The sequence below is a fragment of the Pseudomonas sp. HMSC076A11 genome (assembly GCF_001810205.1).
Classification (GTDB): Bacteria; Pseudomonadota; Gammaproteobacteria; order Pseudomonadales; family Pseudomonadaceae; genus Pseudomonas; species Pseudomonas aeruginosa.
This window is the reverse complement of the sequence record NZ_KV800318.1, coordinates 41,815-53,542: the sequence shown is the minus strand read 5'-3', so window position 1 is coordinate 53,542 and position 11,728 is coordinate 41,815. Positions and strand designations below refer to the sequence as shown.

Sequence of the window (11,728 nt, the reverse complement as noted above, 5' to 3'; positions counted from 1 at the left end):
CCGCCGGCAAGGTCGATGGCGTCGGCTTCAAGATTCTCTCCTCTACCTGTGGCCCGAGCACCGTCAACGGTTCCTGGAGCAACGCCACCAATACCCTCAGCGCCAGCAATCAGTCGCTGGCAGGCAACTGCAAGATCAACAGCCTGAGCGTGAAGCCGACCCCGGCCTTCGTAGTCAACCCGTAATCCGGGCTGCCGCTGGCGCCCTCGGCGCCAGCGGTTTCGCGCTCCCGCTGCCAGGCGTCCTTCGCGGGCCGGCAGGTCCGAGGGAGTTTCCGCCGGAAGCGGCGCAGAATCTCGTTCGCACATGGAAAACGGTCTGGGGGAGGGTGTCCGCCAGGACGCTCAAGCAGGCCGACCATCGTGCCCCGTGCACTAGCAGTCCACCAGGGGTGAAACCTTGAACAACAAAAACGATATTTCCTGCCTGTTTGCCAGAAAACCATTGCCATTGCTCTGCGCCCTGATCGTCGGCGGATTGTTCGGCACGTCCCAGGCGCAAGCCGGCGGCTTCATGGTGCCGACCACCAACACGGCGGGCTGGGGCCGTGCGATGGCAGGCGGCTCGCTGTTTCCCAACGATCCGAGCGCCGCGTTCAACAACCCGGCGGCCATGGCGTTCATCGACAAGCGGATCGCCCAGTTGACGGTCAACTACGCCGATATCGACATCAAGTACAACGGCGATGCCTACGACTACCAGGGTAATCCCATGACCGGCGGCTACCAGGACGGGCCGGGCACCCCCGAGCTGGGTACCAACGATGGCGGCCAGGCCGGATTCGGCGCGTGGCTGCCGACCGGCTTCCTGGTCGTACCGATCAACGACCGCTTCGCCTTCGGTCTGAGCCAGGTCGTTCCGATGGGAATGCGCAGCACCTGGGACCCGAACTGGAAAGGCCGCGATTTCGCGGTGGACACCAAGATCGAGACGATCGGCCTGACCGGCTCCCTGTCGTTCAAGGTCAACGACAACTTCTCCCTGGGCGCCGGGGTGATCATCCAGCGCACCTCCGGCTTCGTCAGCCAGAACCTCGATCTCTATGCCTCGGCCGCCAACTCCCCGGGCATGGGCGGGATTCCGTTCCCGGCCTCGAACTCGTCCGCGCTGATGCGGGTCAAGGTGGACAACACCTCGCCCGGCTTCTTCGCCGGCGCGGTGTGGAAGCCGACCGACCGCGACACCCTGGGCTTCGCCTACCACGCGAAGATCCGCAACAAGCTGAAGGGGCACTACAACCTCTACGACCACGACGGTGGACTGACCGAGGGCGCCATCGAGGGCGGCACCCCGGGCCTGGCCTATCCGGGCCTGGACCTGCGCATGGGCGCTTCCGCCTCGGCGCGCCTGGATATCCCCGCCTACGCCTCGCTGGATTGGGTACACCAGTTCAACGACCGTCTGAGCCTGGGCGCCAGCGCCACCTGGACCGAGTGGTCGTCGTTCCAGGACCTGACCCTCAAGTCCCACGGCAACACGATCGTCTCCATCCCCTACACCTACCGGAACACCTGGACCCTGGCGGTGGGCGGCGACTACAAGGTGACCGACCAGTGGACCATGCGCGCCGGGGTCGCCTACGACCAGACGCCGACCCACAATGCCACCCGCGACCCGCGGATTCCCGACGGCGATCGCTACTTCGCCTCCCTGGGCGCCGGCTATCGCTTCCAGTCGATGCCGGAGTTGTCGATCGACGCGGCCTACTCGCGGCAATTCGTCAAGGAGGTGCCGTTGAAGACGGTCAACCAGGATCGCCTGGGCGGCGGGCGGCTGGATGGCAGGGCAACCAGCAAGGGACAGGTGTTCAGCCTGTCCGCGACCTACGACTTCTAGACCCGGCCGTAGGTAGAGGAAGGGCCTCCCCCTGGCGGCGGAGGCCCTTTCGCATCTGGCGCCGGGATGCACGCGAACGGTGCTTTCGTCGCCCTTCAACAGTGCGTGGCCAGCCCGGGAGGCAGCCTGGTTCCGGGCGCGTGCTCTGGCCCGAGCCGTTCTGGCGGACCCGGAAAGTTTCAGTTTTGCACCATAAAGATTCATCAATGCGTCATTTCGCACTTTCTAGGTGCCGCCTGGCTTGTTAGAGTCACGCGCAAAAAATTGTTCACAAAACTAGAAACCGGTGAGAAAAATGACGCAATCCGTCGACGCTTTCCTCGAGCGCCTGAAGCGGCGCGATCCCGATCAGCCCGAATTCCACCAGGCGGTGGAAGAGGTGCTGCGTTCCCTCTGGCCGTTCCTCGAGGCCAACCCGCACTACCTGGAAGCCGGCATCATCGAACGCATCGTCGAACCCGAGCGGGCGATCCTGTTCCGCGTACCCTGGGTCGACGACCAGGGCCGGGTACGGGTCAACCGTGGCTACCGGGTGCAGATGAGCAGCGCCATCGGCCCCTACAAGGGCGGCCTGCGCTTCCATCCCTCGGTCAACCTCGGGGTGCTGAAGTTCCTCGCCTTCGAGCAGGTCTTCAAGAACTCCCTGACCACTCTGCCCATGGGCGGCGGCAAGGGCGGCTCCGACTTCGATCCGAAGGGCAAGAGCGACGCCGAGGTGATGCGTTTCTGCCAGTCGTTCATGAGCGAGCTGTACCGCCACGTCGGCGCCGACCTGGACGTGCCGGCCGGCGACATCGGCGTCGGCGCGCGTGAGATCGGCTACCTGTTCGGCCAGTACAAGCGCCTGTCCAACCAGTTCACCTCGGTGCTGACCGGCAAGGGCCTGAGCTATGGCGGCAGCCTGATCCGCCCGGAGGCGACCGGCTTCGGCTGCGTCTACTTCGCCCAGGAAATGCTCAAGGATCGTGGCCGCGGCTTCGACGGCCAGCGGGTGGCGATCTCCGGCTCGGGCAACGTCGCCCAGTACGCGGCGCGCAAGGTCATGGAAATGGGCGGCAAGGTGATCTCGCTGTCCGATTCCGAAGGCACCCTGTATGCCGAGGCGGGGCTCTCCGACGAGCAGTGGGAATACCTGATGGAGCTGAAGAACGTGCGCCGCGGGCGCATCCGCGAGATGGCGGAGCAGTTTTCCCTGCAGTTCCTCGAAGGGCGCCGGCCCTGGGGCCTGGCCTGCGATATCGCGCTGCCCTGCGCGACCCAGAACGAACTGGATGCCGAGGATGCGCGGCGCCTGCTGGCCAACGGCTGCGTCTGTGTCGCCGAAGGCGCCAACATGCCCTCGACCCTGGAAGCCGTCGACCTGTTCCTCGAGGCCGGCATCCTCTACGCGCCGGGCAAGGCGTCGAACGCCGGCGGGGTGGCGGTGAGCGGCCTGGAAATGTCGCAGAACGCCATGCGCCTGCGCTGGAGCGAGGGCGAGGTGGATACCAAGCTGCACGGCATCATGCAGTCGATCCACCATGCCTGCCTGCTGTACGGCGAGGAACAGGGGCGGGTCAACTACGTGAAGGGGGCGAACATCGCCGGCTTCGTCAAGGTCGCCGATGCGATGCTGGCGCAGGGCGTGGTCTGAGGTCGTCCATCGAGGAAAAAAACGGGGCTCCAGGGGAGCCCCGTTTTTCCTTGTGGCGGTTATTCCGCGGGACGCGGCGTGGTCTCCGTGCTGGCCGGCAGCAGCGGATATTCGACGCGCGGCTGCTTGCCGCTCAGGCTGTGCAGGAAGGCGACGATGTTCTCCACGTCGTCCGGCGCCAACTGCTTGCCGAGCTGGGCGTTGCCCATGATCGCCACCGCGTCCTTGAGTTCCCAGACCTGGCCGCTGTGGAAGTACGGCGCGGTGAGGGCGACGTTGCGCAGGGGCGCGGCGCGGAATACGTACTCGTCGCTCTGGGTCTTGGTCACGGCGAAGCGGCCCTTGTCGCCGCTGGGCAGCACGCTGGCGTCGGGCTTCTTCACCAGGCCGAACGGGAAGTAGGCCTGGCCGCCCAGGTTGATGCCGTTGTGGCAGGCGCTGCAGCCACTGTCCATGAATGCCTTGAGGCCTTTCTTCTGCTGTGCGTCGAGGGCCTTGTCGTCGCCCTTGAGATACAGGTCGAAGGGCGAGTCCGGAGTCACCAGGGTCGCCTCGTAGGCCTCGATGGCCAGCGCCATGTTGTCGAAGCTGACCGGCTTGCCGGCCTTGGGGAAGGCCTTGCGGAAGGCGTCCACGTATTCCGGGATGCTGCCCAGGGTCTGTTCGACCAACTGCGGGGTACTGTGCATCTCGACGCTGTTCTGGATCGGACCCTTGGCCTGCTCCCCCAGGTCCTTGGCACGGCCATCCCAGAACTGCGCGGCATTGAACACGGCGTTGAAGACCGTCGGTGAATTGCGTGGCCCCTTCTGCCAGCCGTGACCGACCGACGTCGGTACGTTGTCGGCGCCGCCGGTGCCGACGTTGTGGCAGGTGTTGCAGCTGAGCACATGGCTGCGTGACAGGCGCGGGTCGAAGAACAGTTTCTTGCCGAGTTCGCGCTGTTGCTCGCTGATGGGCTGGCCGCGTAGCTCGGTGACCTGCTCGGGGATGGGTTTGAACAGCGCGCGGGCCTGGTCGTGCAGGGCATCGGCCTGGGCGAGGGGCGTGGCGAACGACAGCAACAGGCTGCCAAGCGGGAGCAGTTGCGAGGACTGCATCTTTTTTTCTCCTTATCAGGCGTTACAACCGGTCCTGTGAGGAGAGGCCAGCGGCGCGCTGCTCGGCTTGACGTGGATCAAGCGCACCGGGATCGGTGCTGCGGATGGTTGTCGCAGCGTGCTTCAGCGCTCGCGCAAGGCCCGGGCCAACGCGCGGTCGCGGTCGCGCTGCCAATCGTCGTCGCGGTCGTCCCACTGGCGCTCCTCGAAACGCCGCCGCTCTTCGCTCCGCGCCATCGACCGGCATTGCTCGAAGCCGTCGCCCCAGCCGCTGGCGTAGATCGCCTCACGCAGGTAGCGGGGGACGTCCTTGCGGAATTCGCCGCTGATCGAGCCGGCCGCCTGGCGGCCGCTACCGCAGCCATCGTCGAAACCGTCGGCATAGGCGGGCGGGTAGCCCTTGGCGAGCAGGTACTGGTGGGTGCTTTCGCAGCCGCCGAGCAGGGTGGCGGTGAGCAGGATCAGGGCGAGGACAAGCACGCCGAGACGCGAAGAAGACATGGCCGGGACTCCTCGACCGCCGGGATGGGGCTCCCGGAGATTCGCGCCGGGCCCGCTGGCAGGTCCGGCGCGAGTCTAGGTCGGCATTGGTGAGGAATTCGTCAAGCCGATGTGATGACGATGCGATGACCGCCGCCGTCCAGCGCCTGGTCGCCGATCCTCACCGGCAGGAAGCGTTCGATAACCCGGCGGTTGCTTTGCAGATGGGCGCTCAGCCGCGGCGTGGTGAAGCTGCCGGCGCCGGCCAGGGCCATGGGCAGCAGCAATTGGTCGGCGAGGTGCTCGTCCGCCGCGCAGCCGCTTTCCATCCAGCCGATGGCTTGCGTCGCGACCTGTTCCGCCACCCGTTCGGCGCTGACGCCGGCCTGGCCGAAGGCGCAGAAGGTCGCGCAGATGTGCTCGCAGTCGATCCGCAGCAGCAGGGCGTTGCCCGGCCCCTGGTCCTCCGCGAGGAACTCCAGCTGGTGTTCTTCGTCGCTCCAACCGAGGCGCTGGCGGACCCTCTCCAGCTCACGCTCGCCGACGTGCCCGGGAATCCCGGCGAGCAGCGCCCGCGCCTGGCGCCGCAGCGCCGCGCCGGGATGCTCCAGTTGCAGCGGCCGCCAGCGTGCCGGGCGTACCCGCGCCAGCAGCTCGCCACCGCCGGCGGGTACGAAGCCGTGGCGCAGCAGTTCCAGGTCGACTTCCGCGCCCATCCGCTGCAACAGCGGCAGCCAGCTGTCGCGGAGAAAGTCCGCCGGCGGCGCCAGTGGATTGTGGGTGCCGCCGCTGATCCTCACCCGGCTTTCGCCGTTGGCCGCGAGCAGCGCCGGCAGCAGGGTTTGCAGTACCAGCGAGCAACTGCCGGCGGAGCAGATGGCGAAGGCGTAGTCGCCGGCGCGGATCGCACCGGGCCGGAACGCCAGCTCGCGTGAGCCGAGCTCGGCACCCTCGACCTCGGCCGCGCAGATTTCCGCCGCCGCGCGCACCGCGGTGAGGTGCTGCCGCAGCAGCCCCGGACGGCTGCGCCGGCCACGGATGTTGCGGATGCGCAGCGGCTGGCCGCTGGTCATCGACAGGCTCAGGGCGCTACGCAGGATCTGCCCGCCGCCTTCGCTGCCGTCGAGTTCGATGAGGTCCTTTCTCATGAGGTTTCCCTTGTGTATTGCCATATCTTGTCGTGGAGGTAGCGATCCAGCAGTCGGCTGTCCTGGCGCGCGCCGGTTGGTTGGGTGGCCCCTCGTTCGGCCTGGAGCAACTCCGCTTCGATGAAGCGTTGCAGCGCCAGGCGCGGAGGGCCGTAGGCCGATTCGTCGCGCTGACGCTTGAGGCTCAGCAGGGCATCCAGTTCTTCGCGCAGCGACGGATCGTCCAGCGTGGCTTCCACTAGCCTCTCGAACGCCACCGGCGGCAAGCCCAGGCCTGCATCCAGCCAACGCACCGCGAACAACGGACGCAGGACGTAGAGGTATTTCTTCAGCCGGACGCTGTCGCCCTTCAGGTAGCCCCGGTAGTTCTTGCGTGCCATCGACAGGTAGTGATGGCGACTGCCTGGTACGGAGTGAAAGGCGCTGCCCAGCCAGAGCAGTTCCTCGCGCACGCCAGGCTCTTCCCGATACACCAGCGGCGAGCCGAGCCACTCCAGCAGGGCCGGGTTGGATTTGCGCATCAGGCGCAACGCCTTGCGCAGTTCCCAGCCGCTGATGTCCAGCTCGTCGCTCAGCGGACGTTCTATCACGTCGCGAGGTTCCTCGACGCGCTGATACCACTCGGGCTGATGCACATAGACGAAGCGTACGTCGTAGTCGCTGTCCGGCGAAGCGAAGCCCCAGGCCCGGCTGCCCGACTCGCAGGCGTAGAGCACGACTACGTCGTGCTCGCGTTCGATCCGTTCCAGCTCATCCAGTACCCGCTCGCGCATGGCGGCGGGGAGCGGATGGCGTTCTTCCCTGTTCATTTCGATTCTTCCCCAGCGGGCGCCACAGGGCGCCCGTCATCCTTTCACGCACACCACCTGACGCAGGGTGTGCAGCACTTCCACCAGCTCGCGCTGGGCTTCCATGACCCGGTCGATGTCCTTGTAGGCCATCGGGATCTCGTCGATCACGTCGGCGTCCTTGCGGCATTCGACGTGGGCGGTGGCGCGCGCCTGGTCGGCGACGCTGAAGACCTTCTTCGCCTTGGTCCGGCTCATGGTCCGCCCGGCGCCGTGGCTGCACGAGCAGAACGCTTCCTGGTTGCCGAGGCCGCGGACGATGAAGCTCTTCGCCCCCATCGAGCCGGGAATGATGCCGAGCTGGCCCTTCTGCGCGGACACCGCGCCTTTGCGGGTGACCAGTACCTCCTGGCCGAAGTGGCGCTCCTTCTGCACGTAGTTGTGGTGGCAATCGACCGCCTCCAGGTTGGCTTCGAACGGCTTGCGGATCACCTGGCGCGCCGCCTCGATCACCGCGTGCATCATCAGCGCGCGGTTCTGCCGGGCGAAATCCTGGGCCCAGCCGACCGCTTCCACATAGTCGTCGAAGTGCCGGCTGCCTTCCTCGAAGTAGGCCAGGTCCTTGTCCGGCAGGTTGGCGATGTGCTGGCGCATGTCCGCCTTGGCCAGTTCGATGAACAGGTTGCCGATGGCGTTGCCGACCCCGCGCGAACCGCTGTGCAGCATGAACCAGACGCGGTCGGCCTCGTCCAGGCAGACCTCGATGAAGTGGTTGCCGGTGCCGAGGGTTCCCAGGTGCTGGCGGTTGTTGGTCTTCTCCAGCCTCGGGTGCTTGTCGGTGATCGCCTTGAAGCGACCGGCGAGCGCCTTCCAGGCCTGGTCGGCGGCCTCCGGTACCTCGTGCCAGGCGCCGCGGTCGCGGCGGCCGAAGGTCTTGCCGTGGGGTACCGCCTGCTCGATGGCGCTGCGCAGGCCGTGCAGGTTGTCCGGCAGGTCGGCAGCGACCAGCGAGGTGCGCGCGGCGATCATTCCGCAGCCGATATCCACGCCCACCGCGGCCGGGATGATCGCGCCGAGGGTAGGGATCACGCTACCGATGGTCGAGCCCTTGCCCAGGTGTACGTCAGGCATCACCGCCAGGTGCTTGAAGATGAAGGGCATCTTCGCCGTGTTCAGCAACTGCTGGCGCGCTTCCTCCTCCACCGGGACGCCCTGGGTCCAGAGCTTGATCGGCTTGCCGCCGGCCACTTCGAGGATATTCATGTCTTTCATCGTGCTTTCCTTGTGCTCCGCGCCGTCTTGTCGACGGCGCGGCTATCGTTCGTGATCAGGCCTGCTTCAGCGTGACCAGTCCGTTCAATACCTGGTCCAGGCCACCGAATACCGAAATCCGGTCGATGCGCTCGGCCACCCGCTCCAGGGTTTCCAGTTCCTTCAGACGCAGCGCGGTCGGGTTTTCCTCCATGACCTTCGCGGTATTCAGCAGCGAGCGGGTCGCCGAGGTTTCCTCGCGGCGGCGGATCACATTGGCCTGGGCCGCCTTCTCCGCCTCCACCACCTGCGCCAGCAGGGTCTTCATTTCGCCCGGGAGGATGATGTCGCGTACGCCCAGGCCGCTCACTTCCAGGCCGCTGTCTTCCAGCTTGGCGGCCAGGTGGGCGCTGACCGCTTCGTCGATCGACTGCTTGTTCTCCAGCAGTTCGTCGAGGGTACGGGTGCCCACTGCCGCCCGCAGGCCGAACTGCAGCTCGCGGTACAGATACTCCAGCGGTTTGCTCAGCCGCGAGAAGGCGGTGAGCACGTCGCTGTAGCGCCAATTGGCGGCGAGGTTCAGGCGCAGGCTGACCTTGTCGCGGGTGAGGATCTCCTGGCCGCTGACCTCCAGCGCCTGGATACGGGTGTCGACCAGTTCCACGCTGACTTGCCGGTTGTAGCGCCAGAAACCGTATTGTCCAGCTTGCAGCAGGCCGGCAAGGGCGCCGTCGACCTTGAGCACGCCGACCTGGAACGCCGGCACCTGGACCAGCAACACTGCGTCCAGGCCCGCCAGGGCGCGGTCGCGCAGGTTCGGCTGGTGCAACTGGGCGACCAGCGCGGCGGACAATCGATAGTCCTGGGTCAGGTCGATGCGCTCCAGGCGCTGCTCGGTCTGGCCTTTCCAGTACAGTCGGCGGCTGCCCGGTGCGAGCAGCTCCACCAGCACGCCGTCCTCGTAGCGCAGGCCGGCCTCGTTGTCGCCCAGGTCCATCCGGGTGAAGTAGCGCTCCACCAGTTGCGGTTCGCTCTGCCGCAGGTAGCCGGCCAGGCGGTGTTCGAACTGCGGGGTGTTCAGGCTGAAGCTTTCCAGGCTCAGGCGGTCGTACGGATCGAAGCGGCGGTAGGTGCCCGGTTCGAGCACGGCGAGGAAGTCGCCTTCGGAATACAGCAGGCCGCGTTCGTTCTTCTTCACGATAAAACGCTTCAGCATTTTCATCTCTTCATTCCTTTCATTCTTCCGTGGTGCCGGTGTTGCCGGCCCGTCGAGCGTCGTGGGTGGAGCGCGGAGGAGGTTGGCCTGGCGGACGTCCTGTCCATACGATCGATTCCCTCGATCCCCGGCCTGCCTTGCCCCGTGCCCGAACCGCGGGCCGGACGGGCCGGCGGCGGCTTCGGCTCCCTTGCGTTGTCCGGCCTTCCTGGCCGCTTGCGCAGTTCGCCTCGGCCACACCGGCGGGTGTTGCCATTGAGTGATTGCCGTTAAGGCAACGTTCGAGCGGGAGTCGAACCCGCGACAGACCATTTCGTGGATGGTTGCTCTACCAGGCTGAGCTATCGAACCGCGAAGCGGCATTGCCGTCATTCGCGAATGACCGTCGTTGTTGCGGGCGGCATGCACGACGCCGACACCAGGGGTGGGCTCGGGCACCGGCGGGACTGGAGTCCCGACCCGTCGGCCTGCATGGGCGATGCGGTCGAAATGGATATAGCGAGCGGCGTGCCAGGTTTTTATCGATGAGACTGTTTCTTGCTTAACTATTTGATTTTAAATGTGAATAAATTTTTTTTTGCGCTTCGTCGGCGAATTCGATGGAGAGATGCCTGGCTATTTCTATATATTTTCATATCGATCTTTATCTTGAAGGATAAGCAGTGATGAAACGCACGGTCGCCATCGGCTTCATCGGCGCCACCCTCGACCGTCTCGGCAAGGGCGCGGCGCGCTGGCAAAAGTGGCGGCCGAGCATCGGCCTGTGCCAGCAGCCGGACCTGCTGATCGACCGCCTCGAACTGATCCACGGCAACGACGCCCGCGACCTCGGCCTGGCCGAGCGGATTCGCGCCGACATCGCCGCGGTGTCGCCGCATACCGAGGTCCGCCTGCAGCAGATGGAACTGCGCAACCCCTGGGACTTCGAGGAGGTCTATGGCGCCCTGCACGATTTCGTCAGCGCCTACCCCTTCGACACCGAGCGCGAGGACTACCTGGTGCATATCACCACCGGGACCCATGTCGCGCAGATCTGCTGGTTCCTCCTTACCGAGGCGCGCTACCTGCCGGCCCGGCTGGTGCAGACCTCGCCGTCGCGGCGCAAGGACGAGGCGCGCCATCCCGAGGGCTCGGCGACGCTGATCGACCTCGACCTGTCCCGCTACGACCGCATCGCCTCGCGGTTCCGCCGCGAACAGGAGGAAAGCCTGGCTTTGCTCAAGTCGGGAATCGCCACGCGCAATGCCGCTTTCAACCGCTCCATCGAGCAGATCGAGCGGGTCGCGGTGCGTTCGCGGGCACCCATGCTGCTGGTGGGGCCGACCGGTGCCGGCAAATCGTTCCTCGCCCGGCGCATCTATGAACTCAAGCGCAGCCGGCACCAGCTCGACGGGCGTTTCGTCGAGGTCAACTGCGCCACCTTGCGCGGCGACGGCGCGATGTCGGCACTGTTCGGTCACGTCAAGGGCGCCTTCACCGGCGCGCAGAATGCGCGCGAAGGCCTGCTGCGCGCAGCCGACGGTGGCATGCTGTTCCTCGACGAGATCGGCGAGCTGGGCGCCGACGAACAGGCGATGCTGCTCAAGGCTATCGAAGAGAAGCGCTTCTTCCCGCTGGGTTCGGACCGTGAGGTGGAGAGCGACTTCCAGCTTGTCGCCGGGACCCACCGCGACTTGCGCGGACGAGTGGCCGAAGGCCTGTTCCGCGAGGACCTGTTCGCCCGCATCAACCTGTGGACCTTCGAGCTGCCGGGCCTGGCTGGACGCCGCGAGGACATCGAGCCGAACATCGACTTCGAACTGGAGCGGCACGCCCGCGAGCAAGGGCGGCAGGTGCGTTTCAACCTGGAGGCCAAGCGTCGCTACCTGGCCTTCGCCGGTTCCAGCGAAGCGCGCTGGGCCGGCAACTTCCGCGAGCTGTCGGCTTCCATCACACGGATGGCGACCCTGGCCGACAGCGGGCGGATCGACGAGGCGCTGGTCGAGGAGGAGATCCTCCGCCTGCGCCAGGCCTGGGGGCTCGATGCGGGCCGGGAGCCACTGGCCGATCTGCTGGGGCAGCGGGTGGAGGCCCTGGATCTGTTCGACCGCCTGCAACTGCAGGCGGTGCTGGAGGTGTGCCGCGGGGCTAAGACCCTTTCCGAGGCGGGACGCCGGCTGTTCGCCGTTTCGCGCCAGGACAAGCGCAACCCCAACGACGCCGACCGGCTGCGCAAGTACCTGGCGCGTTTCGGCCTGGACTGGGCGCAGATACGCGCCTGAACACCACTTCGGGAT

Annotated in this window: 9 protein-coding genes, 1 tRNA gene and 1 pseudogene; 4 read left to right on the top strand and 7 right to left on the bottom strand. The window is 66.2% G+C overall.

From position 1 onward, the window contains the following. The 3 genes and pseudogenes from HMPREF2716_RS24180 to gdhA all read left to right on the top strand — a co-directional run. Positions 1-185 (top strand): annotated as a pseudogene (locus HMPREF2716_RS24180) (protein activator); the annotation flags it as partial. A gap of 259 nt (positions 186-444) precedes the next feature. Further along, on the top strand, positions 445-1,836 hold the full coding sequence (locus tag HMPREF2716_RS24175; protein WP_003123403.1) for an outer membrane protein transport protein: 1,392 nt from the start codon (positions 445-447) through the stop codon (positions 1,834-1,836). Between the two features lie 295 nt (positions 1,837-2,131). After that, positions 2,132-3,469 (top strand): NADP-specific glutamate dehydrogenase, encoded by a 1,338-nt coding sequence (gene gdhA, locus HMPREF2716_RS24170; protein ID WP_003094817.1) that lies wholly within the window; start codon positions 2,132-2,134, stop codon positions 3,467-3,469. Between the two features lie 59 nt (positions 3,470-3,528). Here the strand turns inward: gdhA and ccpA are convergent, their stop codons facing one another. The 7 genes from ccpA to HMPREF2716_RS24135 all read right to left on the bottom strand — a co-directional run bounded on the left by ccpA (position 3,529) and on the right by HMPREF2716_RS24135 (position 9,803). Then, the gene (gene ccpA / locus HMPREF2716_RS24165; RefSeq protein WP_003116275.1) at positions 3,529-4,569 is read right to left on the bottom strand and encodes a cytochrome-c peroxidase CcpA; all 1,041 of its coding nucleotides are present in this window, start codon (positions 4,567-4,569) and stop codon (positions 3,529-3,531) included. 123 nt (positions 4,570-4,692) lie between these two features. Next, entirely contained in the window at positions 4,693-5,070 is a 378-nt protein-coding gene (locus HMPREF2716_RS24160; RefSeq protein ID WP_003107850.1) for a hypothetical protein, read from the bottom strand. 101 nt (positions 5,071-5,171) lie between these two features. After that, a complete protein-coding gene (gene rtcA / locus HMPREF2716_RS24155; RefSeq protein ID WP_016253900.1) occupies positions 5,172-6,197 on the bottom strand; it encodes an RNA 3'-terminal phosphate cyclase in 1,026 nt (341 codons plus the stop codon). Next, positions 6,194-7,006 (bottom strand): nucleotidyltransferase domain-containing protein, encoded by an 813-nt coding sequence (locus HMPREF2716_RS24150; RefSeq protein ID WP_003105094.1) that lies wholly within the window; start codon positions 7,004-7,006, stop codon positions 6,194-6,196. Before HMPREF2716_RS24150 ends, rtcA begins: the two co-directional genes overlap by 4 nt. A gap of 36 nt (positions 7,007-7,042) precedes the next feature. Then, a complete protein-coding gene (locus tag HMPREF2716_RS24145; RefSeq protein ID WP_003119410.1) occupies positions 7,043-8,257 on the bottom strand; it encodes an RtcB family protein in 1,215 nt (404 codons plus the stop codon). A 55-nt stretch (positions 8,258-8,312) separates the two neighbouring features. Continuing rightward, a complete protein-coding gene (locus HMPREF2716_RS24140) occupies positions 8,313-9,458 on the bottom strand; it encodes a slipin family protein (protein ID WP_003119411.1) in 1,146 nt (381 codons plus the stop codon). 271 nt (positions 9,459-9,729) lie between these two features. Beyond that, positions 9,730-9,803: transfer RNA gene (locus tag HMPREF2716_RS24135), tRNA-Arg, on the bottom strand. Positions 9,804-10,117: 314 nt separating this feature from the next. Between HMPREF2716_RS24135 and rtcR the strand changes: the two genes are divergently transcribed. Beyond that, on the top strand, positions 10,118-11,713 hold the full coding sequence (gene rtcR, locus HMPREF2716_RS24130; RefSeq protein WP_070622029.1) for an RNA repair transcriptional activator RtcR: 1,596 nt from the start codon (positions 10,118-10,120) through the stop codon (positions 11,711-11,713). Positions 11,714-11,728 lie beyond the last annotated feature (15 nt).